General features: G+C 63.5%; 24 protein-coding genes and 2 pseudogenes. 7 read left to right on the forward strand and 19 right to left on the reverse strand.

The window, feature by feature from the left end:
* Positions 1-67 precede the first annotated feature (67 nt).
* Positions 68-2,899, forward strand: a complete 2,832-nt coding sequence (locus tag NED98_RS10770) for a cold shock domain-containing protein (protein ID WP_265312981.1) — start codon at positions 68-70, stop codon at positions 2,897-2,899.
* Positions 2,900-3,098: 199 nt separating this feature from the next.
* Here the strand turns inward: NED98_RS10770 and NED98_RS10775 are convergent, their stop codons facing one another.
* The 12 genes and pseudogenes from NED98_RS10775 to NED98_RS10830 all read right to left on the reverse strand — a co-directional run bounded on the left by NED98_RS10775 (position 3,099) and on the right by NED98_RS10830 (position 12,526).
* Entirely contained in the window at positions 3,099-3,518 is a 420-nt protein-coding gene (locus NED98_RS10775; protein ID WP_265312982.1) for a CopG family transcriptional regulator, read from the reverse strand.
* Positions 3,515-5,521: a conjugal transfer protein TraG gene (locus NED98_RS10780; protein ID WP_265312983.1), complete on the reverse strand. Its 2,007-nt coding sequence runs from the start codon at positions 5,519-5,521 to the stop codon at positions 3,515-3,517. Before NED98_RS10780 ends, NED98_RS10775 begins: the two co-directional genes overlap by 4 nt.
* Before the next feature lie 31 nt (positions 5,522-5,552).
* A complete protein-coding gene (locus NED98_RS10785) occupies positions 5,553-7,298 on the reverse strand; it encodes a relaxase/mobilization nuclease domain-containing protein (protein ID WP_265312984.1) in 1,746 nt (581 codons plus the stop codon).
* A 244-nt stretch (positions 7,299-7,542) separates the two neighbouring features.
* Positions 7,543-8,274 carry a lytic transglycosylase domain-containing protein gene (locus tag NED98_RS10790; RefSeq protein ID WP_265312985.1) on the reverse strand — a complete coding sequence of 244 codons (732 nt, stop codon included), beginning with the start codon at positions 8,272-8,274 and terminating at the stop codon, positions 7,543-7,545.
* A 70-nt stretch (positions 8,275-8,344) separates the two neighbouring features.
* Entirely contained in the window at positions 8,345-8,782 is a 438-nt protein-coding gene (locus NED98_RS10795; protein ID WP_432423316.1) for a DUF736 domain-containing protein, read from the reverse strand.
* The gene (locus NED98_RS10800) at positions 8,761-9,318 is read right to left on the reverse strand and encodes a S26 family signal peptidase (RefSeq protein WP_265312986.1); all 558 of its coding nucleotides are present in this window, start codon (positions 9,316-9,318) and stop codon (positions 8,761-8,763) included. The genes NED98_RS10795 and NED98_RS10800 overlap by 22 nt, the downstream gene beginning before the upstream one ends.
* Positions 9,315-9,827 (reverse strand): DUF2840 domain-containing protein, encoded by a 513-nt coding sequence (locus NED98_RS10805; RefSeq protein ID WP_265312987.1) that lies wholly within the window; start codon positions 9,825-9,827, stop codon positions 9,315-9,317. The genes NED98_RS10800 and NED98_RS10805 overlap by 4 nt, the downstream gene beginning before the upstream one ends.
* A gap of 187 nt (positions 9,828-10,014) precedes the next feature.
* On the reverse strand, positions 10,015-10,908 hold the full coding sequence (locus NED98_RS10810) for a replication initiator protein A (protein WP_265312988.1): 894 nt from the start codon (positions 10,906-10,908) through the stop codon (positions 10,015-10,017).
* A 3-nt stretch (positions 10,909-10,911) separates the two neighbouring features.
* Positions 10,912-11,175: a helix-turn-helix transcriptional regulator gene (locus NED98_RS10815; RefSeq protein WP_265269617.1), complete on the reverse strand. Its 264-nt coding sequence runs from the start codon at positions 11,173-11,175 to the stop codon at positions 10,912-10,914.
* Between the two features lie 91 nt (positions 11,176-11,266).
* Complete coding sequence (locus tag NED98_RS10820; protein ID WP_432423320.1) at positions 11,267-11,830, reverse strand: DUF2285 domain-containing protein; 564 nt, start codon at positions 11,828-11,830, stop codon at positions 11,267-11,269.
* 76 nt (positions 11,831-11,906) lie between these two features.
* Positions 11,907-12,080, reverse strand: a pseudogene (locus tag NED98_RS10825) (transcriptional regulator domain-containing protein); the annotation flags it as partial.
* Positions 12,081-12,214: 134 nt separating this feature from the next.
* Positions 12,215-12,526: a DUF736 domain-containing protein gene (locus tag NED98_RS10830; RefSeq protein ID WP_265312990.1), complete on the reverse strand. Its 312-nt coding sequence runs from the start codon at positions 12,524-12,526 to the stop codon at positions 12,215-12,217.
* Positions 12,527-13,017: 491 nt separating this feature from the next.
* Here NED98_RS10830 and NED98_RS10835 point away from each other — a divergent pair, with 491 nt between their 5' ends.
* Positions 13,018-13,269 carry a PsiF family protein gene (locus NED98_RS10835; protein ID WP_265312991.1) on the forward strand — a complete coding sequence of 84 codons (252 nt, stop codon included), beginning with the start codon at positions 13,018-13,020 and terminating at the stop codon, positions 13,267-13,269.
* Between the two features lie 52 nt (positions 13,270-13,321).
* Here the strand turns inward: NED98_RS10835 and NED98_RS10840 are convergent, their stop codons facing one another.
* Together NED98_RS10840 and NED98_RS10845 are read right to left on the reverse strand one after the other, a co-directional pair.
* The gene (locus NED98_RS10840; protein ID WP_265312992.1) at positions 13,322-13,732 is read right to left on the reverse strand and encodes a hypothetical protein; all 411 of its coding nucleotides are present in this window, start codon (positions 13,730-13,732) and stop codon (positions 13,322-13,324) included.
* Positions 13,733-13,855: 123 nt separating this feature from the next.
* The gene (locus NED98_RS10845) at positions 13,856-14,020 is read right to left on the reverse strand and encodes a hypothetical protein (RefSeq protein ID WP_265312993.1); all 165 of its coding nucleotides are present in this window, start codon (positions 14,018-14,020) and stop codon (positions 13,856-13,858) included.
* Between the two features lie 398 nt (positions 14,021-14,418).
* Here NED98_RS10845 and NED98_RS10850 point away from each other — a divergent pair, with 398 nt between their 5' ends.
* A complete protein-coding gene (locus NED98_RS10850) occupies positions 14,419-14,694 on the forward strand; it encodes an HU family DNA-binding protein (RefSeq protein ID WP_265312994.1) in 276 nt (91 codons plus the stop codon).
* A gap of 54 nt (positions 14,695-14,748) precedes the next feature.
* Here the strand turns inward: NED98_RS10850 and NED98_RS10855 are convergent, their stop codons facing one another.
* Both NED98_RS10855 and NED98_RS10860 read right to left on the reverse strand, forming a co-directional pair.
* On the reverse strand, positions 14,749-15,057 hold the full coding sequence (locus NED98_RS10855; RefSeq protein WP_265312995.1) for a hypothetical protein: 309 nt from the start codon (positions 15,055-15,057) through the stop codon (positions 14,749-14,751).
* 60 nt (positions 15,058-15,117) lie between these two features.
* Positions 15,118-15,438 (reverse strand): DUF736 domain-containing protein, encoded by a 321-nt coding sequence (locus tag NED98_RS10860; protein WP_265312996.1) that lies wholly within the window; start codon positions 15,436-15,438, stop codon positions 15,118-15,120.
* A 555-nt stretch (positions 15,439-15,993) separates the two neighbouring features.
* On the opposite strand from NED98_RS10860, the gene NED98_RS10865 reads away from it, so the two are divergent.
* Genes NED98_RS10865 through NED98_RS10875 form a run of 3 tightly spaced genes read left to right on the forward strand, consistent with a single transcriptional unit; the run spans position 15,994 to position 20,220 of the window.
* The gene (locus NED98_RS10865) at positions 15,994-17,010 is read left to right on the forward strand and encodes an AAA family ATPase (protein WP_265312997.1); all 1,017 of its coding nucleotides are present in this window, start codon (positions 15,994-15,996) and stop codon (positions 17,008-17,010) included.
* Positions 16,964-19,489 carry a S8 family peptidase gene (locus NED98_RS10870; protein WP_265312998.1) on the forward strand — a complete coding sequence of 842 codons (2,526 nt, stop codon included), beginning with the start codon at positions 16,964-16,966 and terminating at the stop codon, positions 19,487-19,489. Before NED98_RS10865 ends, NED98_RS10870 begins: the two co-directional genes overlap by 47 nt.
* A gap of 53 nt (positions 19,490-19,542) precedes the next feature.
* Complete coding sequence (locus NED98_RS10875) at positions 19,543-20,220, forward strand: hypothetical protein (protein ID WP_265312999.1); 678 nt, start codon at positions 19,543-19,545, stop codon at positions 20,218-20,220.
* Between the two features lie 409 nt (positions 20,221-20,629).
* Here the strand turns inward: NED98_RS10875 and NED98_RS10880 are convergent, their stop codons facing one another.
* Complete coding sequence (locus tag NED98_RS10880; RefSeq protein WP_265313112.1) at positions 20,630-21,559, reverse strand: DUF2493 domain-containing protein; 930 nt, start codon at positions 21,557-21,559, stop codon at positions 20,630-20,632.
* Between the two features lie 166 nt (positions 21,560-21,725).
* Positions 21,726-22,061 carry a hypothetical protein gene (locus tag NED98_RS10885; RefSeq protein ID WP_265313000.1) on the reverse strand — a complete coding sequence of 112 codons (336 nt, stop codon included), beginning with the start codon at positions 22,059-22,061 and terminating at the stop codon, positions 21,726-21,728.
* A 266-nt stretch (positions 22,062-22,327) separates the two neighbouring features.
* On the opposite strand from NED98_RS10885, the gene NED98_RS10890 reads away from it, so the two are divergent.
* The gene (locus tag NED98_RS10890) at positions 22,328-22,822 is read left to right on the forward strand and encodes a Ros/MucR family transcriptional regulator (RefSeq protein ID WP_265269596.1); all 495 of its coding nucleotides are present in this window, start codon (positions 22,328-22,330) and stop codon (positions 22,820-22,822) included.
* 67 nt (positions 22,823-22,889) lie between these two features.
* Here the strand turns inward: NED98_RS10890 and NED98_RS10895 are convergent.
* Positions 22,890-25,000, reverse strand: a pseudogene (locus NED98_RS10895) (ParB/RepB/Spo0J family partition protein).
* Positions 25,001-25,174 lie beyond the last annotated feature (174 nt).

Raw genomic sequence — 25,174 nt, forward strand, 5'->3', positions numbered from 1 at the left:
TCAGGGCACGCTATAGTACCAATGGATGCCGCGCCGCGTTCGGTCGGTTACGAGGGGGGAAGCAGCTTTGAGTTCGAATCTCGTACGTCTCACGCTCTACGGGATGATCGTAGCAACCGACATTGACCTGCGAAGACTCGTCCGGAACCAACTGGGCGAGACGCGGCCTGTCGATCAGGTACTCGCTCCTGATCTGCTCACGAAGGTACGTGACCGGGCTGCGCGCGACGGCTTGATCGAAGATGTAGACGTCTATGATTATCTTGATTTCCCAGACTCCGTGCAGACGCTTCGGCGGCACAAAGTTGAGCTTGATCAGGATTTGGCACGATTCATTCAGAAGAACGGGGCCGACCTGGATCGTTTGACTCCGATCCGAAACAGGGTGATGCATGGTCGGCCTCTACAATTCACCGATTTCTCTGTGGTCGATGATTTTGTTCAGAAAATACGAGGGTCCCGCGCGCGGTGGTTTCCTCAAGTCATCGAGTTTGAGGACCGCATTCGGGAGAACCCGAATTTTGTCTATTCGCTTGATCTGTCCAGGCTGAGCTCTGTTGCCGACCGTATACCACATAATCTGCCGCTGCCGGACTATGACGAGACAGGTTTTCTTGGGCGTGAGCAGGAAACTACCGACCTCCTGGCCGCGTGCAAGTCGAACTGGCCAGTAGTGACGGTGGTCGGAGAGGGAGGGTTCGGTAAAACTGCACTAGCATTGAGGGTTGCCTATGAGCTGCTCGACGACGAAAACTCCGGCTTCGAGGCTATTGTTTGGGCAACAGCCAAGAGGACTGTTCTAACCCTTGATGACATCCGCACGATCGATGACGCTATCCAGGATTCGTTGGGATTGATCAAATGCGCGGCGTCCGCGCTCGGAGCCTCGACCGACGAGAACGTTGTAATGGACGAGGTGGCGGAATATCTCAACAGCTTCAAAATCCTGCTGATCCTGGACAATCTCGAAACCGTTCTCGACCCGCTTCTCACTCGGTTTATCAGGCGATCTACCGGCAAGAGCAAAATCCTCGCCACGTCGCGGGTCGGCATTGGAGAGATGAGCTACCCTTTTAAACTGGGCGGCCTGTCGGTTAACGAGGCCGTGCAGCTTCTGCGGACGACGGCCAAGGTTAGACGAATTGCAGATATTTACAAGGCCAAGACTGAAGTTTTGCGCAGCTATGTTCAGGGCATGAAGCTCAATCCTGGCTTTATAAAATGGTTTGTGTCCTGTGTACAATGCGGCCGCCAGCCCGATGTCGCAATTACCAATCCCAAAACTTTCTTGGATTTCTGCCTGTCCAACGTCTACGAGCATGTTTCGTCGGCCGGAAAAGAGATCTGTAAGGCCATGATTGCTGTGCCAGGCCGTCACCCGCTCGCGATGATTTCGTATCTTTCTGGCTTACATGGCGATGATTTGCAGCAGGCGTTGGCGGCGCTGCAATCAGCCAATCTCGTGGGGATGCACAACGCCCTGACCGGGTCGGGCACGGAGACGGTTTACGAGCTCAACGAGTTACCGCGCCTGTATATTCTCAAGAACCATGCGCCGTCTGCGAGTGAGACAACTTTGTTCAGGCAGCGTAAAAAAGATGTCGCTAAGGAATTTCAAAGACTGCAAGCCGACCGCGGCAATAACAGATATAATCCTCGCAGTATCGCTTGTCGCAACCAGGCGGATGCCATCACGGCTAAGCTGCTCGGAGAGGCTCTCGCAAGAAGCGCGGCCAATGATTATGAGGAGGCTGTCCGCCTGGTCGGACAGGCGCAAGAACTGGACCGGACATTTTCAGAGGTTTACCGTGTTGAAGCCTGGATTGAAGCTTATGGCGACCGGCCGGCGGCCGCTGCGGAGGCCTACGACAACGCCCTCGCGATTGAGCCCAACTCAGCGCCGTTGCGTTACTGGTATGGGGGCTTTCTTCTGCGGGTCTCCGAAGATGCGCATGCGGCCGCAGAGCAGCTACTGATCGCGGAGGCGTTGGACCCCGATTCCCCCGCCATCCTGCTCGAACTGGCACGTGTCGAAATGTATCTCGGGCAATATGAGGAGGCGGACGACAGGCTCGAACGTTTGTTGCTAAATGTCACTGCATCGACCCGTCATCGTAGAATGGCCTATGATACCTGGCTGCAAGTCAAAATCCGGAGCGCAACGAACGCGCTGGAGGCGGGGCGCTATTCCGACAGCTTGGACGAGGTCCGGGCTGGCTATGATCGCTTTGTCACCATTCCAGAGGATCTTTATGACGAACGTATTTTCGGGACGATCCGGCGCGGGCTGGGTATCCTAGCACTTTTGTCCGAGAAGCTTTCCGTGAGCGGGCTACGCCCCGAAGTTGAACGGTGCTACCAAGATATCGAGGGCTTGCGCTTTGACCCCCTCCTGGCAATCCGGCAGTGTTCCCAACCGCGGACTCCGGTGCAAATCTGCGACGAAACCGATGTCGGCAAAAGTGCCATCGGCGTGATCCATACAGTCAACGTGGCCAAGAGGTTCGGGTTTATCAACTTTGGCGATAACAAACGCATATTTTTTCACTTCTCCGAATTTGAGAATGCAATCCTGCACGCGAAGCCTGGAATCAGTGTCGAGTTTCTTATCGAACGCAGAGACGAGCGAATTTGCGCTGTTCGGGTTCGACCGAGTTCCGATAGCGATGCAGCCGCTCAAACGCGATTGGGTACTGTGAAGGCCGTTTTGACTGACAAGTCTTTCGGCTTTCTAACGGACGCGAACGGCGGTGACCTCTTCTTTCACCGATCCAATTTGTGTGACGGCTTCACTTTGGAATCGCTCGCGCCAGGTGATCCAGTCTCTTTTGTCATCGGTCGCAATCACAAAGGTCCGATCGCAACCGAAGTGAAGCCCGCGTTGCATTCGGCAGCCTGACAGGCCGGATACCTGAAGGCTTAGAATGTCCGCTCCTGCCGGAAGCCGATTATTGCCACGGACTAGCGAACGTCGGCTCCCAATTCCCGCAAAAATCCGTGGCGATGACGATGTTCGGTTCAAATCTTGGTCCGACGGAATCTGAAATTCCGTTACGCGTGAGTACCAGATCGGATAGAAACGTCGCGCTGTGATCGCGCTAATCCCCTCCTGACAGGTCGCGTGAAATCTCGCGCCGAAGGCGCTGGCCCAACTCCATCCGGCGGCTGAGCGAGTCAACGAACCGCTCCCACCGCTCCTTCCCCATCGCCTGTGCCGATTTGAGCGCGGTATCGGGTAATGGCATCGTGCTCGTCAGCCAGTGCCGAACAAACAGCGCGAGCGTCTCGTTCGACAATTCGATATTCCATCCGAGCCGATCGAGTTGCCGCCCAATATGATCGAGGCGCCGGGCGAGCGCGGCCTCGAGCCGCTCAACCCCGTCAGGCGATAGGAAAGACTCCAGCGCCGCCTCGATGATCGCGGTTTGTGACGCGCGCTTCGACCGGGCATGATCCGCCAGCCGACGGGTAAGGTCGGCGGGCAAACGCACGGAATATTTGATGCGGGCGGCGGTCACAGCTCGATCCCATCATTCGGATCGAGCGCCGCACGCCTAAGCTGATTGGCCTCGTCATCCTGATCCGCTCGGTCGAAATCAAACTCGCCCGCCGGGGCCTTCGGCGGTTGAACGACTTCCTCGTGTTCGCCGAGCTCGGGTTCGCGGCGGATGCCGGCATTGGCTTCATCGCCCTCTCCTTCCGCCGCTGGCTGTTCTGCGGCCTCCGATGCCCCGACCGGAGCTGCCGGAGGCGCTGGCTCGATGTCGGGCGTTTCCGCTACCGGCGATACTGGCACCAGCTCTGACCACGCGTCGCTCGGCACCACCGCTCCGTCAACCGCTCGGAGGTCGGGCGGCGCCAGAACCCGCTGCTGAAGCAGCGGATCGGCATAGTATCGCGCCTTGGCCGCCCGAATCGGTGGTAGTCCCGAGACCATGACGATCTCGTCATTGGCCGGCAGCGTCATGACCTCACCGGGGGTGAGCAGCGGCCGCGCGGTTTCGGTGCGCGACACCATCAGATGCCCCAGCCAGGGGCTGAGCCGATGCCCGGCGTAATTCTTCATCGCGCGAAGCTCGGTCGCGGTGCCGAGCGCGTCCGAGATCCGCTTGGCGGTACGCTCGTCGTTGGTCGCGAAGCTCACCCGGACATGACAATTGTCGAGGATCGCATTGTTCTGCCCATAGGCCTTCTCGATCTGGTTGAGGCTCTGGGCGATGAGGAAGGCCTTGAGGCCATAGCCGGCCATGAAGGCGAGCGCGCTTTCGAAGAAATCGAGGCGGCCGAGCGCGGGAAATTCGTCGAGCATGAGGAGAACGCGGTGCCGGTTTCCGGCGGGACCGAGCTCTTCAGTCAGCCTCCGGCCGATCTGGTTGAGGATCAAGCGAATGAGCGGCTTGGTCCGACTGATGTCCGATGGCGGCACGACGAGATAGAGCGAGGTCGCCTGGCGCCCGTTCACGAGATCTGCAATCCGCCAGTCGCAGCGGCGCGTCACCTGAGCGACCACCGGATCGCGATAAAGGCCAAGGAACGACATGGCGGTCGAGAGCACGCCCGATCGCTCATTCTCGGACTTGTTGAGCAATTCGCGCGCCGCGGACGCGACCACCGGATGGACGCCGGCGTCACCAAGGTGAGGCGTCGTCATCATCGCACGCAGCGTCGTCGCGATCGGGCGCCTCGGATCAGAGAGGAAGGCCGCAACCCCGGCGAGCGTCTTGTCGGGCTCTGCGTAGAGGACATGGAGGATCGCGCCGACGAGGAGCGCGTGGCTGGTCTTTTCCCAATGGTTGCGCTTCTCAAGGCTCCCTTCGGGATCGACCAACACGTCGGCGACATTCTGCGCGTCGCGCACCTCCCATTCGCCCTTCCTGACCTCGAGCAGCGGATTGTAGGCGGCCGAGGCCGGATTGGTGGGATCGAACAGCAGCACTCTGCCGTGCCGCGCCCGGAAACCAGCGGTCAGCTTCCAATTCTCACCCTTGATGTCGTGAATGATGCAGCTTTCCGGCCAGGCGAGGAGCGTCGGTACGACCAGCCCGACGCCCTTCCCCGACCGGGTCGGTGCGAAACACAGGACATGTTCGGGGCCATCGTGCCGCAGGTAATCGCGCCCAAGGCGGCCAAGGATGACGCCGGCATCGGCGAAGAGGCCGGCGTCTCGCACCTCCCGGTCGGTCGCCCAATGCGCCGATCCATAGGTCTCGGCCTTTTTCGCCTCACGCGCCCGCCAGACCGACATGGCGATCGCGACGACAATCGCGAGAATCCCGCCGGAGGCCGCAATGAAGGCGCCGGTGACAAAGATGTCCGGCGCGTAGGCATCATAGGCAAACCACCACCAGAAGAAGGCCGGCGGTGGATAGACCGGCCAGCCGGCGAGCCAGAACCAGGGCGCACCCAGTTCGGGCTGATAGGCGAGCGCGTGGGCGGTCCATTGCGTCGCGCCCCAGATCGCGCCGAGCACGATGGAGAACACGGTCAGGACCTGGCCCCACAAGATCTTCGTAGCGTTCATCGTGGTGGCTCCGATGCGAGGAATATGCTGGTCACAGGCCGAGCCCCCGACCGCGCCCCAACGCCCAGTCGACGCCGCCGCCGGGTCCCATCGTGCCGCTGATCTGCTGACCGAGATGCTGGTCGAGCGCAGGACGCCACGGCACGAGCTGGAAACCGAGACCATCATCGATCAAGGCGAAGCGCCCCGACGCCAGCGTCACCCGCTCGCGATAGATGCCGCTCACATAGTCGCCGGGGGCCGACGGACGATGGGGAAGGCCAACGCGCGCGGCGATGGCATCGGTCTCGGCGGCAAGGTCGCGCGCGCGAAGCGTCTCGATCAGGTTGGGCGAGAAGAGGAACCCCTGCCCCCGCGCCTTCGCCAGCCCTTCGGTCTCGAGATGCCGTGCCCGCGCGTCCATCGCCTCGCGGATCGCAATGCCGAAGCCGTTCCCGGTCGGGACCGGCTCATGCGCGATGAGCTGCCGATCGAGCCAGGTCGCGCCGGGGGCGGAGACCTGTGCATCGAGCGGCAGGTCGGACCGGGTCGCCAGCGACAGGCGCTCGCGGCCGCGGCTGTCCTGCCAGGTTCTCAGTTCGACGATCGCGCCCGGCGCCGCATCGCCGGTGATTTCGAGGTCGTCGAACGTCACATGATGCAGCCGGCCGTCCGCGCCGTCGATCACGGCATAGGCGGTGCCGGCGAGTTCGTCTGCAAGACCACGTTCGACCAGTCGCCCGATCACCGGATCGGCCGGCGCTGCGGGATGGAGCGCGAAGGTTGCCGGGTCGACACCGCGTCCCTCGGCGGACATCGCGCGATGCATGGTCTTGATGATGTCGCCGCGGACCGAAAGGTCCCGCAGCGCCTGTTCGGCATCGGCGCGCATCGTCCACATCGCTGGTCCTCGGCTATCGGCAAGACCCAGCGCCTCGAGCTTCGCGGCGCGCCCGACCAGCAAGCGCCGCATGTCAGGGTCGTCGGCCCCGCCCGGCCTCAGGTCGATGACCCCGGTCACCTCGTCGGCGAGACGCCCGAGATTGCGGTCGAGGCTGGTCCAGCGCTCGGCATCGACCTCGCGTTCGAGGCTCGAGCGGATGTCATGCTCGCTGCGCGGACCGAGCTCGATGGTGACCCGTTCCTCAGCCCGGGCGCGCATCCCCTCGCGGATATAATCGCGATCGATGACGAGATCGGCACCGTCGTCAGCGACGCCGCGCACCAGCACATGGATATGCGGATTGTCGGTATTCCAATGGTCGACCGCGACCCAGTCGAGCCCGGTGCCGAGATCATGCGCCACATCGTCCATCAGTTCGCGGGTGAAGGCGCGGAGGTCGTCCATCGCGCCGGCGTCCTCGGGGCTCACGATGAACCGGAAATGGTGGCGGTCGTCGGCGCAGCGTCCGGCGAATGTTTCGCCATCGGCATGCTCGCTGCGCGCATCGAACAGATCGGCATCGCGTCCGTCACGGGTCACGCCATCGCGCTTGAGATAGCTCATGTGCCGCGCGAGCGGCGCGGCGCGGAACCGGGCGCCCTTATGGCGAACCACGCGCGCCTTGATCACGACCCGCCGGTTGCCCGCCCGCCCTGTCACCCGAAGCCGCGCGATGCGGCCCCGCCCCAGTCGCCCGGTGCCGCGGCCGGTGACCGGACCGCGACGAGTATAACCCGCTTTCGCCGCGGCCCGCCTGACCTGACCGGCAAGGCTCTGGCTCTTGCCGGGGCCGTTCCCGCCGGCATCCCTGCTCCGTCCCGGGCGGATGCGAAAGTCGAGGTCGTCGAAGGTCATACCCGCACCCAGGAGTAGGGTGCCAGACTCAGAAGCGCCGGAAATGCGGCATTCCCGGCAAAATGTGCCAGACGCGGCATTCGCGTGCCCGACAGAATAATTCCAAAAATACAACCACATAAGGGCCGCCGACTGGCGCCCTTTTTATCTCGCAATCGCTGAACCCCCCTGATTTCACAGCCGTCGCGCTCCCTCATCCCAAGAGACAGCGCCACGGTCGTCACGGTCGGGTGGCAAAGCTCAATCATCGTCCGGCCCCTTCGGAACGCTCGACAAAGAGACCGAAGCCGCTGCGATCGGCACGCTGAGAATGGGCGGAGACCGTCGGTTCCCGAGTGCGTTCACCGGCTATCGGCGTACCCGTCGTCGGAAGGACATTGGTCCCGTCGCTGGTGTCCGATCGCCCATCACCGCGCTCGATGAACAGCGCAGCATTTCGCCAGGTTGGACGATCCGCGGCGGCCGCCGACAACGGCAAGAGCGCAAGTTCACCTCCCGCATCCGGCAGGATTCTGGCGACATAAGTGCGCGTCTCTGCGGGCAGCGCGCGACCGTCGATAAGGTGGGCGTCGACCCGACCCGGCCCGGCATTATAGGCGGCCAGTGCGGCGGCGAAGTCGCCATAGCGATCGACCATCTCCCGCAGATATGCGGTTCCAGCGAGAATGTTCGCACGGACGTCGAACGGGTCGGCACCGAGCGCATATCGCGCACTCAGCGCCGTCCAGGTCGCCGGCATGATCTGCATCAGGCCGATCGCGCCTTTACGCGAGACGGCGCGCGGATCGCCGGCGCTTTCGGCGCGCATCACCGCTTTGATCCACGCGGCCGGAACGCCGAAGCGGTGCGATGCTTCAGCGATGTGACCGGCATAAGGATCGCGCGGCATTGGCCGGCCGATGGCCAGGCCCTGCGCCAGCGCGACCGCCGGCAAGAGGTTCGCGAGCGTAAGGCCTGAAAGCAGATGGAGAGCCATGCGCCGGGCAGCGGAGCGCCGCCCCGACGCAGTCGAATGGCTCGTCGATGGGCGGCGAGCAGGCATCAGCTCAATCCTTCGCATCGCGCTTATGCGGGCGGCGCCAATGGAGTGACCATGACGCGCCAGCATCAGCGTTGCGGAACAGGTTTGCGCGGATCGGATAGGGGAAAGTCGGATCGTCGAGGTCGAGCGCGAGATATTCGCCGGCCCGTTCGCCGGTATGTTTCCAGGCCGCGCCGATCTCGGGGCCCGTTTCATTGCTCATCGCGTCGAAGACATGGACGCGAAAATCCGGCGCATTCTCCACGTCGGACGGCTCGGCCGCGACGATGATGATGTCCTGGTGCAGGAGCAACGTTGCGAGATTGCCAATGAAGCCGGCCTCGTCGCGCACGAATTGACCAATTTGCGGCATGTCAGCGTCCTTTGCGGTGGCGTTGGGAATGTCATCGGCGGTCACCGCGCCCGCCGATGCGAGCGCGATCAGCGCGGCGATGCGCGCCATTCGAAGCGACCGTCGGCATGTTCATCAGTCCACAGCGGCGCCGCGCGCCCGATGATCTGGCGGCTGGGGATCGGCCCGAAATAACGGCCGTCGAAACTGTCGCGGGCGCCCCGATTGAGCAGAAAGACCTCGCCCGCGGCGAGGCGCCGACAGCCCTGCCAGACCGGCAGCGCGCGCCCGGCGCGATCACGCGGCAAGGTGGCGGCAACAGCCATGCTGTCGATGGTGACGATGGAGCCGGAACGGCAGATCCGCTGCCCGGCAACGCCGGCGACGTGCTTCAGCAGCGGGACGCCGACCGCGAGATAATCGCGGCGCACGAGGAAGGTCGCGAGCGGTTCGGGCGGCGTGACCGCGACAAAGTCCAAGCGTCTGATCGGCCCGCCGGCATGGATCGCGTAAAGGCCGATCGGCGCGCTGGCGCTGGCATTCCAGATGAAGCGCGGCCGCGATGGCAATGCGGCATCCGCGATGAAAAGCATCGCGAACACCGGGCCTCCGAGAACGGCCGCGATGCGACATGTCCGGCGCGTCATTGCCCGAGCGCCTTGCGCTTGAGCCAGGCGGCATGGCGCTCGGCGGTATAGGGCCGCGCCGGCACGCCCGCGGTCAGTCGATTGTGGAGATGGCGCCAATGATCGGGCGCCACATCGCAGGGATCGACGCCAACCGCCTCGATCGCATTGATCGCGGCGAGGACCGCACTGACCATCGGCCAGCCCTTGAGCGAGAGGTAGATTTCTCCACCAGGCCGCACGAATGGCGCGGTCGAACAGGGCTCTCCCGGCCCGACTGCGCGCAGGATGTCGATCCGCGAATGGACGGTGCCATAATCATTCGACGACCAGCGGATGAACGCGAACACCGCGCCCGGCCGGAACGAAACCAAGCGGGTCTTGCGCGTCAGAATGCGCTCGCCAGCGATGCGCCCGAAACGCAGCCAATGTTCGAGCCGCTTCTCGATCCAGATCAGTTCGACCTCGGTCAACGCGGCGCGCGGCCGGGCATCGATGCGGCGACCGGGCGCTGGCGGCGCCCCGGTCATGACAGCCCCCGCTCAAGCGCCACGCACGGCGTTAGCAACAATCCGAAGGATTCTTCTCTATTAGCATGGTTATAAGGCGCTCGATTCGACGCGTGATTCCAGTCGGTTACACCAGACCTCGGTTCCCGATAGGACGCGCCTCGGGTTCCGGATTGGACGACTCCGGCGGTTCCTGATTGGACGAACGTCATGGCCGCGCGCCCTCGTCGCGAAGCCGCACCCGGCGCATCGCCGCGTCGAAGCTGTCGATCGGCAAAGGTACGAAGTTCAGCCGCTCGCGGCCGAATGCGCGCTCGATCGACAGCGTGTAGCCGGGCAAGGGCTGGCGCCGCACGATGCCGCGCAATTCGAAGGCGAAGCGCTTCAGGGGCGACAGGACGCCGGACTTCAGATGGAGATGCGCGAAGTCGAAGCTCCACCCGCCCGACTGCCGCCCGCCATGCTTACGGACGATGCGATAGAGCCAGCGCTCGAGCCCGCCGGTGAGCCCGAAATAGGCGCGATCGATCGTCAGGACGAGCGAGCGATCGAGCACGCCGGCATAGAACCAGTCGGGCAGAATAAGCTCGATGCCACGCGGGCGGCCGGCGGGATCGAGGCGCTCCTTCCATTCGTTGATCCAGGAGAAACGATGGCGGCGGCGCTGATGCTGCTGGCGGATCGAAGTCGCGACGGTGGTCGACTGGAGGCGATCGAGCGCGGCTTTCAGCCGGTCGTAATTGTCGCGGCCCGTACCGCGCCCGATGTACGTCAGGATTTCATGCGGTGTGGTCGCCATCAGCCGCGAGGTCGGGCGCGCGGCATCACGCGCCTCGACCAGCTGGCTTGCCGCCCAGATCAGGATATCGGCGTCCCAGATCGTCGCCATGCCGTGCTCGGGAACTGCCTCGACCGAGATCCAGGTCGCCCCCATGCGAAAATCGATCGGTGCGGTGCGCCGCGATTTGGCGAGGCTGAAGAACGGCCAGGCCATGAGATCCTGCGCATCGCGCGCAGCGATTGGCCCCGGGATCGAGCGGAACAGATCGAGCTGGCCGCGATCGGCGCTCGCCGTGTCCGGAAAGACGGGTTGCCGATGCATCGTTCAGCGCCGGACCGGGCCGTTCTGGCGCTTCGCGGGCAAGCAGACGCCGGCACCGGGATCCGAGGTCGACTGACGCTTGCCGAGGGCAACCCACGCATCGAGCACATCGATCGCATAGACGACGCGGCCGCCGAGTTTGTGGTAAGCGGGACCCGTCCCATAGCAGCGGTGCTTTTCGAGCGTGCGCGGGCTGAGGCCGAGCCGCAGCGCGGCATCGGGGGTCCTCAGAAAGCGCGCCTCCGGCAGATATCCGGGTTGAACCATCTCACATTCTCCATCAGGCCGTCGGTGCCGCGCGGCGGCGTTTGATCGGGATGGCGCGTTGTGGCGGAGCGCGATTGTCGGGGTGGAGCGGCTATTTTGACCGCGTGACTTTTGTCGCACCGGCAGGATCAGGGTTGAGCAGCTTGAGGTAGTCGCCCTCCATCAGCGCAAAGGCCTCTTCGATCAGGCGCTGGGTGCGCCGACGCTGCGACGAGGTCTTCCAGTCATCGCCATGACCGATGGTCATCCCGCGATAGATCAGGCGGCTGGCGACCTCATAGGTCGTGATCGTTCCACGCTCGCGGGTGTCGAAAGCATCGAGGATATCGAGGAGCAGGCCGAGCCGGTGACGCTGGAAGGCCGATGGCTGAAAGCCCGCCGGAACGGGCATCGGGCGCTCGCCGGCCAGGCGCCGATCGAGCCGGCGCATGGCGGCGATCCGAAGGTCGATCGCCGCATCGCGCGTGATGACATAGGCCAGCACCCGATCGGGCATGGCGGTACGGAGCCAGATGCGGTGCAGCCCGTCCGGATCGGCAAGCACGATATGCCGGCCGGTCGAGAGCGATCGATCGGCAACCACATTCGGCCATGCCGCGAGATCGAACGCCGGCGCGTCCGCATAACCTGGCGGCGCATGATCGAAAACAACGATGGTGGGCGTGCGTGCCGGGAGCCAGAGCGCCGGTGCGTCGGCGGCAAAGGCATCCGGCGAGCATGGGAAAGGCGAGGCCCCAGCGTCGGGCCATCACCTCCTGCGCCATCGCAGGATGTCGATCGGGTGGAACAGGCGCGATTTTCCGATAATCCGACCGATAGCGAGGATTGCGGCGAAGAAACTCCTGTGCGAATCCGGCAAGGTCCAGTCGCCGCCGATCATCGCCAGTGCCGGGATTGGAGCGCATCCTCGTTTCCCTCGAAAGGGAAGGCACACTGGCAACGGTTAATCTTTATTAACATTCCAACAAATGAGGGCGGCCCTCCCCCTAAAAGGGGATGGCTCCGCCGGCGCGTGAGTGAGCCGGCGGAGCGAACCGGCTCAGTCGCGGCGCGTTGGTCGCGACCAGACCAGGTCGAATTCGTCGCCCTCGCCTTCGAACAATTGCGCGAAGATCGGGGCAACGAAGCTCGGGTCGTCGAGCTTGACCGAGAGATATGGACGGTCGTCGGTGGTGCGTTTGCTCCACGCGGCGCCGATTTCGGCGTCACCGACATAGACGCGGTGGCTGGGCGCATTGCCGCTCGCCTGTTCATCGGCAGCGATACGGACCGATGTCGCCTGAACGGAGAGGGTGACGATCTCGCCGCGCAGTTCGCCCGAGACTTTCTTGAAGGTGCCGATCTTGGCCATGATGTCATTCCTTTTGCTTCGAGACCCGCGCCGATCGCGGCCTCGATGCGCCGGGAAGGCCGGCAGGCGCCCGGTGCTGCAGCGCCAGCCCGCAGCGTCAGCGAAGGACGGCGGGCGAAGGAATTTCTTGTCTCGCGAGGAACGGCGGGAACGCCGGGGGAAGAAAGTTCGCGTGATCGCCGTTGCGGCAAACCGGGCGAGCTTCAGCGTCCTGCCGGCATCGAGCGCATCCAAGAGAGGCCGTGCCCGGTGCGGGCAACGCGCAAGGGAGCCATTTCGGCCAAGCGGCTGCTTCAAGACAATGGGCACCACCCGCGCGATCAACCCGACGAAGATCGATCGAATACGGCCTGAGCTGGTAATTAACCGGCTGGCTGTTTTGAGGCCATGCCAGAAGCGGGCGCCGGGAAACCTTGCGCCGTTGTAACGTGACAGTTGCCCAGACCCCGTCGTAGCCTCGGCTCGTCCTTGGGACTGGAGGAGAGTTTGGTATGCAACTCAAGATTGTTGCCGCCGCCGCGATTGCTTTGATGGCGGGCACCGCGTTCGCTCAGACACCTGCGGCCTCGTCGGCGCCCAAAGCCGCCGCGACCGCCCCCGCCCCGAAGGCTGCCGTGGCCAAGCCCGGCAAGGCGCCGGTCGCTCGAACCGCCAAGTCACTCGACTGCTCGAAGCAAGCCGATGCCAAGCACCTGCACGGAAAGCCGCGCAAGAGCTTCATGTCGACCTGCAAGAAGGCCTAACCGGCCTCACGGCCGCAGCCGAATTCGAGACTGTGGGGACAGGCGGCCGCGTTCAGGGATTTTCTGTCCGGCGCGCGTAGCTGAGGCGCTGCACGGCGATAATCGCGATGACCCCGCCGCCACCCCAACTGAGGATCGTCAAACCCGGGCATTGGTCAGCGATCAGTCGGCCAAGGCCGTTGACCAGATTGTACCCCGCGATGCCGGCCGGAAGCGCGAAGACAAGACCGAGCGCCACCCGCAGGGCGGGCGATCGGACGGTATCGAACAAGAGCTGGCCAATGGCGAGAACGATGACGGCGAGTGTGAAGCCGCCAAGGATCGAGAGCATATAGCCATTGCCATGGTGGAGCAGCCAAAATGCGCTCCAGGTGCCGACGGCAAATGGCAGCGCATAGGTGGCAAGCCGGAACATCAGCCACAAAAGGAACAGGCCGACGAGGGGCGCAAGGATGATCAGCATGGGCGTCCTTTCGAGACGCGCCTGCCACCACCTCCACAGCGCGATTGTGCGGGGCGAACATAGCGCGCTGGCGCAGCACGGCAAACACCGATTGCGCCAGCCGGCGTCACGCCACCGGGCGCTTCATGATGAGAAGGGATCATATTCGCGCACCACCAGGTCGGGGTCGCCATCGAATTCGTCGCTTGGCATGACGGCATAACCGCCGTCGGTTTCGATGAGGACGGTGACGGTCATCAGCGTCTTCGCGAGGTTCCAGGCGAGCGATTGGGCGGTGGAAAGCGACATCGTTGCGGCTCCTGCCTTGGAGCGGAAGACCGTCCCCGCTCGACAGGTGCCCCGCCCGCCCGAGGATCGACCGCAATCACCGCGCGGCACGCGCGGCCGCACGCTCGCGTAGCGGACCCTTTACGGGTTGATTGAAGGAGGTCGCAGCCTCGGGCCAGGGACCAGCACCAAAGAGCGGGGATGGGCTTGCGCTACGCACATCAGGGGATGAGTGCTCCCTCCGCCCCTTCCCTCCCGCTGGGCCTCGACCAACCGTGAAGGGCGTCCCGCAGTCTCACCGGAGGTTCGATTTCACGAAGATGACGTGACTGGGGCGATTTCGCTGATATGCCCGTCGCCCGGGGACCTTGAGTCGCCCGGGCAATCAGTTTTCCGCATGAACGAAAAAGGATGAGTTCGTGAACAACAGTGAAATTGCCGACGCGCTCGCCACCGCCCACGGCATCACCAAGGCCGACGCGCGCAAATATGTCGACGAGGTCTTCGCCGCGATCAGCGATGCCGCCGCGAAAGGCGCTGAGGTTTCGCTGTCGGGGTTCGGCAAGTTCAAGGTGAAGGACACGCCGGCGCGCGAAGGGCGCAATCCGGCGACCGGCGCGGCGATCAAGATCGCGGCGTCGAAGAAACTGACCTTTGCGCCCGCCAAGGCAGTCAAGGACCGGCTGAACGGCTAATCCACACGAGCACCGGAGCGCGGGCCATCGTCCGCCCCGGCGCATTTGCGAATGTCAGCGCAACCGCCAGCCGAGGCGCTCGGCTGGCGAGCGTTGCGCCGGGCGGCGCGCTTCGTCGGCCATGTCTGCCACGTCCGCACTGGAAAGGTCCGCCAGGGTGAAGCCGGCCGCCGCTGCGGCCGCAACCAGTTCGGCGAGGCTCGAAAATTCTTCGAGTTTCGTGCCGAGCCAGAGGCCCAGTTCTCCCGTGTCCGGGTCTTCGAAGGCGTGCAGAAAATAGGTCCGGAGCGGCGGGTCGTAACCGATGACCGCATTGTCATCCGCGGCGTCTTCCGACCGAACCGTGACGGGATGACGGCTCATGGATCATTCCTTTCACAAAAGAGAATGGCCCCGCCCGAAGGCGGGGCCGGAGCCGGCCGATCAGGCCGGCGGGTTCCAGATGATGACCTTCTTCGAGGGATCATCGCCGGGGGCATTGGCGACATTGCCGTAGATGGTGCCGAATTCGGGGGCGGAGAGGACGACCGAGACATATTCGGCGCCGGTCGCCTGCGAGAATTTCTTCCATCCCGCACCCAGCTCATAGCCGTTCTTGCGGCTGACGATCCGATAATCGGGTTCGGATTCCTTCGCCTTGCGGCCGTTGGGGATGATCGCGATCGGCGCGCTGACGGTGAGCGTCGCGAGCGTGCCTTCGAGCGTATCGCCTTTGACGGTGAGATTAGCGACGGTGGTAGCCATGATCGATTTCCTTCGGTTGCTCGGGGACTATCCCCGATGGCGCCAACCAAAGGGCCGGCAGGCCGCCGTCACCGAAGCGCCAGCGAAGGGCGAACCCCGCACGGGGTTGACGGCATTAGGCGTGCCGAGCCCGCAGAACGGCGACAAGGATGGATGACCTCGAGCAACCCGATGGGCCGGTCGAAATTGCCGCCTGCTTCACTCGTCCAACACGGCAAGGCCGCCGTCGATCGAACCATGCTTTCAGTTTCGGAACTCGCTGGAGCCGTTCGTTCCGAAAGGCGGCCCCGCCCGATCGAAGCCCGATCATCCGGCAGGAACCGCTGCGACACACCAGCGCGAGGCTGTGGTCCGTGAGACCGATCGCATTGGCGCGGCTCAGCCAAATTTGTAACCGGGCGACCGGTCGCGCCACGCCGCGAATTGTCCCAGCATCGGGGCATGTCGCCAAGAGCCCGCCACGGATCAGGCTCGCGGATTAGAATTTCCTGTCGCAACAAAATCGGCGATGGTAACGTTGGAAAAAGCGGATTTCGGATCAAAGGCAAACATCGGGTGGCGCGCAGCGATCTTCTTCTATCGATTGTACGCGCTGGCGCGTCGGGGGATCAGGCTGCCCTGCGCTCGTCGGTCGAAGCGATCGTCGCCGACGAGCGCGGCAAAAATCACAACATTCTCGCTGATCGGCTTCAGCGTGCGCTCAATGCGGTCTCGGTCACGCCGCCGACCCGGTCCTTTGCCAACAGCCAGGCGGGGCGCGACACCGTGCTCGAAACGGAGGCGCGCCAGCAGCTCGAGAATCTCGTTCTCCCGCTTCCCGTTACGCGTCAGATCTCGCAGCTCGTCGAGGAGCAGCATCGCGCCGAGCTGCTACGGGCGCATGGCATGCAGCCGCGCCACCGCGTGCTGCTCTCCGGACCGCCCGGGAACGGGAAGACCTCTGTCGCCGAGGCGGTCGCCGAGGCGCTCGCGGTTCAGTTCTTCACCGTGCGCTACGATGCGCTGGTCGGCTCCTACCTTGGGGAGACCAATACCCGGCTCGCGCGGCTCTTCGATTATGCCCGAACGGTCCCGTGTGTCCTGTTCTTCGATGAATTCGATTCGATCGGGAAAGAGCGCGGGGACGTGCACGAGACCGGCGAGATCAAGCGGGTGGTCTCGTTCCTGCTGATGCAGATCGACCAGCTGCCGAGCTATGTCGTAACCATCGCGGCAACCAACCATGCCGAATTGCTCGATCGCGCGGTATGGCGGCGGTTCCAGCTGAGGCTGGCCCTGCCTCAGCCGTCCCGCGAGGCGCTGGCCGCGTTCCTTGAGCGGCAATTTGCGCTCTGGCCCGAAGACCCCGGCATGCAGCCAGATACGCTCGCAGCCAAACTGGGGGCAATTAGTTTCGCCGAAGCGCTCGAATTCTGCCAAACGGTCCGGCGACAGCACATTCTGTCGCTTGCAAGTCGTAGCTTGAAGAATATTCTGCGTGAGCAGATAGACTTGTGGGCAACAAGGGTGGGGACTGAAGAAGTTAATGCCGCACGATCCGGACAAGCCACTTCTTCGTCTAAACGATCCTAAAGCAACTCCACGCCGCCCTGGCGGCGGCGGCGGCGGAAGGTCGCGAAAGTTCGACCGCGCGGAGCAGAAGAATGCTCACGGCCCCATCTTCCAGCAACTGCGTGATGTCCTCAACAGCCCCAACGCGGCAATGGAGCTGCGCGCCGATCCCAATGCGCTCGCGCCGGAGCGGCTGCTGGTGTTCGAGGTAACGGGATCGATCGCGAATTTTGCCAATGCGGTTGCACGCATCCCAGGTCTCGAATTTGCTGGCGAGGAGGAGCTCGAAGCGGACGAATTCGACACGAACCCCGAATTCTACATGCTTGTCCCGCAGCTTGGCGCGTTACGTCAGATCCTGTCGCTCTGGGACGGTTGGGAGAAGACGGGAACGGTTCCTCACGGCTTCACACCATGGCGCGACTTGTTCGAGCACCTGCGTGCCATTCGCGTCTGGGGTCCGGCTGATCGTGTTTCAGAGCGCAACCGCGAGTATTTCCTGGCCAGGATCGACGGTGCGCCGGACGACTTTCAGGTGCGGATCGAGATCGAGCTGGTGTTCCGGCACAGACCCGAAGCGCGCGCCGCTGCCGAGCATGACCTTGTCGCGGCCATCGCCGCCGCTGGCGGCGGAGTGATCGATCGCGCGCAGCGTGCGACCTTTGCCTATCATTCGGTGCTTGCCGACATTCCGGCAGCGGAAATTCGTCGAATCTGCTCGCTCGATCCCGGTTCGCTCGCGGGCGCCGACCCGATCGCGTCCATCCTCCCGCAAAGTGTCGGTGTCCCGCTCGAGGCGGGCGATAGCGCGCCGCTCGGCGAAGTCATGCCATTACCGCCCCTCGGCGATCCGATAGCGGCGGTGTTCGATGCAGTACCGCTTCAAGCTCACCCATTGCTCGCGGGCCGCCTGGAGCTGGATGACCCGGACGATCTCGAGGCTCGTGCGGTTGGCGAGCGCATCCACGGTACGGCGATGGCGTCGCTCGTACTGCATGGCGACCTCAATGACCCGCCCTCACCCGTCTCGCGTCGCATCTACTTCCGACCGGTGATGTACGCCCCTGAATTTGGCGATGAGCTGTTTGCCGACAATCGGCTCGTGATCGACATGATCGTGACCGCGGTGATGCGCATGCGCGAAAATGGCGGCGAACAGGTCTTTATCGTCAATCTGTCACTGGGCGACCGGACCCGACCTTTCGCGGGCAAGATCTCGACCTGGGCGCGCGCGCTCGACTACCTCTCCTACACCTACGGGATCCTGTTCCTCGCCAGCGCCGGCAATATCATGGAGCCGCTGGTCATCGCCGGCTTTGCCAATGGCGCCGCATTTCATGCCGCGCCGGCTCAACAAAGGGACGAAGCGGTCCTTCGCGCGCTCGACGCGGTAAAGGCCGATCGCCGTATGCTGGCACCGGCCGAAAGCCTTAATGCGCTGACAATCGGGGCATGGAATCGCGACGCAATCGCCGTCCCCTTCGGCGGGCCGAGTCCATTTGCGCCTTATGTGGCGCAAGACATGCCGAGTGTCACGTCGCGCCTCGGACTTGGTCATCGCCGCAGCACCAAGCCTGACATCCTGATGGCCGGGGGCAGGCAGCCAGTTCGATTCAGCCCGATCGACCCGCCCACCGTCCTCCAGCCGCACGCAAATCCATCGCGATTCTGGGGTCTGAAGGTTGCAGCGCCCGCCGTGGAAGCGGGCGCTGGTACGCATTTTACCATGGGGACCAGCGCGGCCAATGCACTGGCGACGCATACCGCCCATCGCATCTTCGATGCGCTTGAGCGCGCTTATCCTCAGCTAATCGAGCCGATGCCTCCAGGGCAGCGCGCGGTCCTGATCAAGGCGCTGCTCGTCCATTGCGCGTCGTGGCGCGACGTCGAGCAATTCATTCGGCCGATCGTCGACCCCAATGGTGATCTCCACCATGAGCATTGGCGGCGAGAGGTCGGGCGTCATATCGGATATGGCTTCGTCGACCCGGAGAATTGCATCGCATGCACCAATGACCGCGCGACACTTTGGGCAACAGGCGTTCTGCCGCGCGAGGGTGCCATTTCCTTCGATGTCCCAATGCCCGCAAGCCTCGCGGCCAATGCGCATCGGCGTGAGATCCGCGCGACTCTTGCATGGCTGTCGCCGGTGCGGCCGGGCCACCTCGCGTATCGCGCGGTCAAGCTGAAGATCGCGGCGCTCGATGCCAACGCGCTCGAAATCGCGGGCGTTTCGACAACGACCGGCCAGCCTTCGAACAGCCAGTCGGAAAGCGGTACGGTCGTTCATCGGCGCTGGCAGGATTCGCGGATCGGCAATTTGGCCGAAGGCGATACCATCCCATTGCAAATTCAGCGGGAAAAGGACCAGGGAACGCCGATCGACGAGCCTGTTTCATTTGGCCTGGCGGTGACAGTCGAGATGCCGGGTGTCGCCGAAATCTACGCCCAGGTACATGAGTTTGTCGCGGTAAAGCCAAGAGTTGGAATCCAGGCCTGACGGTTCGACGAGCGGGCGCTAATCCGGCGGGGATTTCGTGGGGACATGAGACGATGAAATTTATGCGGCATACCGAGCTCACGACCATGATCGCTCTCGCGACGCTGACCGCAAATCCGGTTGCGGCACAGTCTGCGCTGCCGGATCAGGCGCTTGAACAGCTTGCCACGCGCGAGAGCAGGCTACAGCAATATCTGTCGAAGGCATTTTACGAAGACCCGGAAATGCGCGCTGAGTTCAAGCGCGTAGGGTTTGCGAATGCTTGCCGCGCCGTCGCCGACAGTCGCCGCGAAGTGGCCGTCGAATTCGTGCCGGCACTGGTTCCTGCGACCGTTGCAGCAATCAAAAAGATCGTCCCCGAACAGCGCCTCGCTGAGGCGCGGCCTCGATCGCTGTCCGTTGGCCCGTTATGGATTTATGCCGAACGTATCGACGAGGAGATTAAGCGGACCGCGCCCGAGATTCTCGCCTCAGCGACCGCAGCGATGCGGAAGTCATTTCTCAAGCGAACGAGCCCATATGCGACCACCCGCGTCGCGGCCGACAATATCGTCAGGCCGCGCGCCGATATCGCCGGGGCGGTCGGATTGAAGGACACATATGATCTCGATAACCCGGCACAGATTCGGTTGGCTTGCGCAGAATTCCTGATTTCGCCGCGCGACCGCCCCACCATCACGTCGGAACCCGCCCACAATTACATCCTGGTACCACCGTCTCGGAAGCGGTGACGCGACCGCCTCCCGGTTTTCGATTCCTTGAGCACAATCACCGCGGTGAAGCTCGATCCGTCGTTAGGCAGCCGGCAAATGGCACTTCCCTATTCATGTGAAATATACGATCTATTTTACATGATGAATTAAATTCTCGATTTGAACAGCGCCCATTAGCGTCTGGCACTTCAACTCTCGCCGCATCAAATCCGGCTCGGGCACCGGTACGATCAATTTAACTGGACGAGCGTTTACCGCCCGAACAGGACCTCCGCGAAATTGCGCGGACAAGATTACTTACGATATCGTGACAGCAGCACGTCGAAACTCACTGCCGCGGCGCCCACATCTTGCGCCGCAGCATATGGGTGACACAGGAGGCGCCATTGTGCCTATCCTACTGCTGACCGCTCTGGATCCGGCGCCTCTACCGCCTCCGAAAATCCCAGACAGGAAGGCCGAGCTTACGCGCTTTGTCGGCGAGATTGTCCTGGATGCCGGAGCCCGGGAAGACGATGACGCCTTTCGGCATATCCTCGAGCATCGCATCGTTGCGCTTGAACGGCGCGGCTTTGCCGTGGCTGCCCCAGTCGGGCTGGCAGGGCTGCTGGGGAACTTTGCGGTCGCGCGCCCAGCAGGCGGCGATGCGCTCGCCACCGGTGGGTGTACCGCCATGGACGAGGATCATGTCGGGATATTGAGCGAAGGCCTTGTCGAGCGCGGCATAGATGCGCGCATGGTCGTTGAAGTTCGGCCCCGCGGTGAAGACGATCCGCGTGCCGTCGGGATTGAGGACGCGTGCATCCTGATAAGCGCGCCGCGCAATCTGCCGGCGGCTGTCGAGCACCGCCGAGGTCAGCGCCTTGCGGTTCACCATCGGCGCCGAATAGGGCAGCCAGGCCTTGTGCATGTGCAGGCGGAATTGGTCGGCCGCGGTATCGCGGAAGAATTCCATCGTGTCGCGCCGTTCGATCATGGTGATGCCTTCGGCGGTCTTGCGCTCGAGCTCGACCGACGCGACCTCGCTCCCGTCCTGCTCGCGCTGCAGCCGGCGCTGCGCGCGTTCATTGGTATCGAGCTCCCGCTCGATCCGCTCGCCGGCGCGATGGAAGACGTTGACGATTTGCCACAGCAGGTCTTCGAGATCGGGTTCGATGCGCGTGTCGGTAAGGCACGACACCATGGCGTCGAAGATATCGGCGATCGCGCCGCCTGCCATGCGATCGTCCGGGAGCGGGCGATGGTCGGGTTCGTCCTCGAAGGGGCGGTAACCAAGGAGCTGCATCTCCTGGAGCAGATGGGCGGAAGAACCGGGCTGCGGCTCCTCCTGTTCGGGTGTGTCAAAGTCGATCGCCATGGGACATCTCCGTCGCCTGGATGGACCCGCGCCTCTCGCGGCCTTCGTGGCGACGCCCCGGCGGCGAGCGGTTCGGGGCCGCACCGCGCCCGTCCAGGGTCAGCGGCCGGAGTAGCGCGGAGGATGGCAAGGGGCAGGCTATTTTGCTTCGCGCTGCAAAGGGGCTTCACGCCCCGGCGGAAAATAGCCCGCCCCTTGCCATTGCTGCCCAGACCCGCTTGCCGCAGTCGCCCTCGAACGAAGGTGCGCGCGCGGTCCTGCTCCTGGCGGAGAGGTCGGGCTGCTGGTGATCGCGACCTTCCCGCGCGGGCTGTACGCCATCGAGCCGATCGCCCTTCCGCATTGGGGTTACATTGTCGCTGTAGGTGTGGCCCTTCGATTCATCGAGTGCGCCGATGGTCGCGAACCAGGCGCGTGATCTTGGACCCGGTCGGTTCGAAAAGATCAGGGTGAATTGAGGCACACCGGAGCCGATCACGCTATCGTTGAGCGTGGGCGTCAAGCTCCATCATTGCACCACGACACATTGTCAGGTTGACGAACGTTTTGCGCAAAGACAGTTCACGAAAAATGCGACAATGCCATTGCCATCACCTCTTTCCCCCAACCGGGACAGGGTGCATGCGATCTTGTCATTTGCTTTGACAACAAAGCATCGGATAGATTGTCGCCGACTTTCCGCGCCAGCGAATCTTGTCAGTAAAGCCGGCAAGTGGGCACCAATGCTGGCGCGGATCGTCATTCTTTTCCGGGGGGAATGGAGACCTGATGAACGACAAGCCTGCGCCGGTCGACCTTGCGACCGACATCACGATTGCCTGGCTCGCGAATCCGAATACCAAGGCCGAGATCGACGACGTTCCGGCGTTTCTGGCGTCGGTATTCAACGCCGTCACCCGCCTCGACGGCGCTGCACCCACCAGCGAAAACCCTCAGGCCGGGGACGAGCAGAATAATCCGCCGGCGGTCAGCGTACGGCGGTCGCTGGCATCTCGCGAGCACATCATCTCGTTGATCGATGGGAAACCCTACCGGACGTTGACACGTCATCTGTCGAGGCATGGACTGACCCCTGAGACCTATCGCGCGCGCTACGGCCTCAAGCACGATTATCCGATGACCGCGCCCGCCTATAGCGAGGCGCGGAGCGCAATGGCAAAACGCACCGGCCTCGGTCGCAAGCCCGGCACAAAGGTCGCGAGGCCCACGCCTGACGAGGCCGCACCGGGCAAGCGCCGGAAGCTGGGCCTTGCGCTGAAATAATCGGTGACGAAGAGGTGCGCGACGGGAAGATCCACATCTCCCGTCGCGCGTCTCCTGCAATCGCGCACTATTCCGCGGCGATCGCGTAATCCGCATCAAGATCATCAGGCTCCTCGCCGCCGTTCGCATCTGAGGGCACGTCACCATTATTGTCGTCATGGTCATACGGCGAACCGTCCGAAGCAGCCGGCGTCCGCATCGGCTCGGGCAACCATCCGGCATCGTCGAGCATCCGCTCGGCCTCGCGCGCCATATCGCCCTTCTTGAGATGGTCGATCATGCCTGCGAAATTCTCACCCTTCGCCTCGGTAACGTCAGCGATGATGCGCTGCTTGGTGATCGCGCCAAAATAGTCCGAAGCGGTCGGACGCCATCCCGCCGCGACGAGGTCGAGACCGACAGCGCGCGCGAGCACATGGCTGTGCGCGATGCGGCGCTCGACGATGTGCTTCGACACCCGGCCATTGTCATATTTGGAAACGATCTCGGCTTGAGCGTTGATCGCCTGCGAAACGCAATGCGCAAAGAGCGCCGACGCCTCGGACGCGTCGAGCGAGAGCAATGCTTCCCAGAGGTCATGGTCGGATTGCGGGAGGCGCTTTTCCCATTGAGCATGGCGGGCCGCGATCGCCTGCGCCGGCGCGCTGTCACGCAATCCCGCTGGCCCTCCGACCCATGAAACATCACGCACCGATAGCTGGAGGCAGGTTTCGTGGCTGGCGTAGTAGAATGCATCGAGCACCAGCGCGTGGAGCATCGCCAGATAGGCCGTCTCCGGACGCTGCGCGATCGCATCCTGCAGCGCGAGCGTGCGCCAGGCGGTGAGATCGGCTCGGGCAATGGCTTCAGGCCGCCGTCACCATCGTCATCATCGAACGCGCCATTGTTCGGCGCGGGCCCGGAGCCAACGCTTGCGGGCGAACCGTCCCGTTCCTCGCCGGCCGGTGCAAAGGCGCCATCATCGCCCTCACCGGCTTCGGGCTCGACAGCCAGTTCGTCCTCGGGCCGCACGAAACCGCGCTCGATCGAGAGCGAACCGTCGCGGTCGATCGAGAGCACCACCCCTGCCCTCGCCATTTCCTCGGCGTCATAAATGAGCGGTCGATCGACCAGTGCGCCGACCTGCTCGTCGATCGCATCGATGCGCGCCGCGACGTCTTCGGGCAATTCGGGTGCATCGGCCCACTCGGCCTCAAGACGCTCGGCCTCGGCCTCGAGCGCGGCGAGTGCAGCCTCCTCATCCGCAGTCATCGGCTGCTCGACGCCCTCGATTTCGCGCATGCCATAGGTGACCTTCCACGGGAGGTCGATCGCGGTCGACACCCATTTCCAGCCCTCGGCGGCGATGCGCTCGGCTTGGCCCGCCAGTTTCTCGCCAACGAGGCGGTCGAGCAGCGCCGGATCGGTCAGCCAGCCGCCATCGTCCTCGTCGAACAAGTCGCGCATCACGCAGCCGCCAGCCGAGACATAAGCGTCGATACCGACGAACAGCGCCCGCTTATCGGCCGCGCGCACGCTGTCTTCGGTCAACCGCTGGCGGATCCACGCCGCTGACTTGTTGTAGCTGTGAGCGAGGAGTTCGAACACCTGCTCCTGCCGCGCATGATCGTCGGAGACCGCAAAGGCCATCAATTGCTCGAGCGTCATGCCGTCCTCGGCATAAACGTCGTGGAGCACCGGCGAGACGGATGCGAGCTTGAGGCGCTGGCGCACCACGGCGGGCGTGGTCATGAATTGCGCGGCAATCGCCTCGATGTCCGACCCCTGGTCGACCAGCAGCTGCATCGCGCGGAACTGGTCGAGCGGATGAAGCGGCTCGCGGTGCGCGTTTTCGGCGAAGCTGTCCTCCTCGGCCGAGATCATGTCGTTGGCGGGTTTGACGATGCACGGGACCGGCGCATCTTTCGCAAGGCGTTTCTGTTTCACGAGGAGTTCGAGCGCGCGGAACCGGCGGCCGCCGGCCGGCACCTCGAACCGACCGGTCTCCTCGCCGTCCTCCCCAAGGATGGGACGGACGCTGAGGCTTTGCAGCAGGGTGCGGCGCGCGATATCTGCCGCGAGCTCGCCGATCGAGACGCCGGCCTTTATCCGACGGACGTTGGACTGCGACAGGACCAGCTGGTCGAACGGAATGTCGCGCGAGCCGTTGAGGACGATCTTCTGGGATGCTTTGGCCATGGCCATTCTCCATGACGGACCGCCGGTGAGACTCTCTCCCGGCTGAAAGCCCGTCATGAAGCCGCAAGGCTTCCCTCTTGCTCTTGCCCAGGTTGCCTGGAGCGCTACCCCAATGAGGGACTTGCACCGGCTTCGGGCAGCGCCGCTCGTCGCATTCCGGCTTGCACAGATGTT

The sequence above is a fragment of the Sphingomonas lycopersici genome (assembly GCF_026130605.1).
GTDB classification, from domain to species: Bacteria; Pseudomonadota; Alphaproteobacteria; order Sphingomonadales; family Sphingomonadaceae; genus Sphingomonas; species Sphingomonas lycopersici.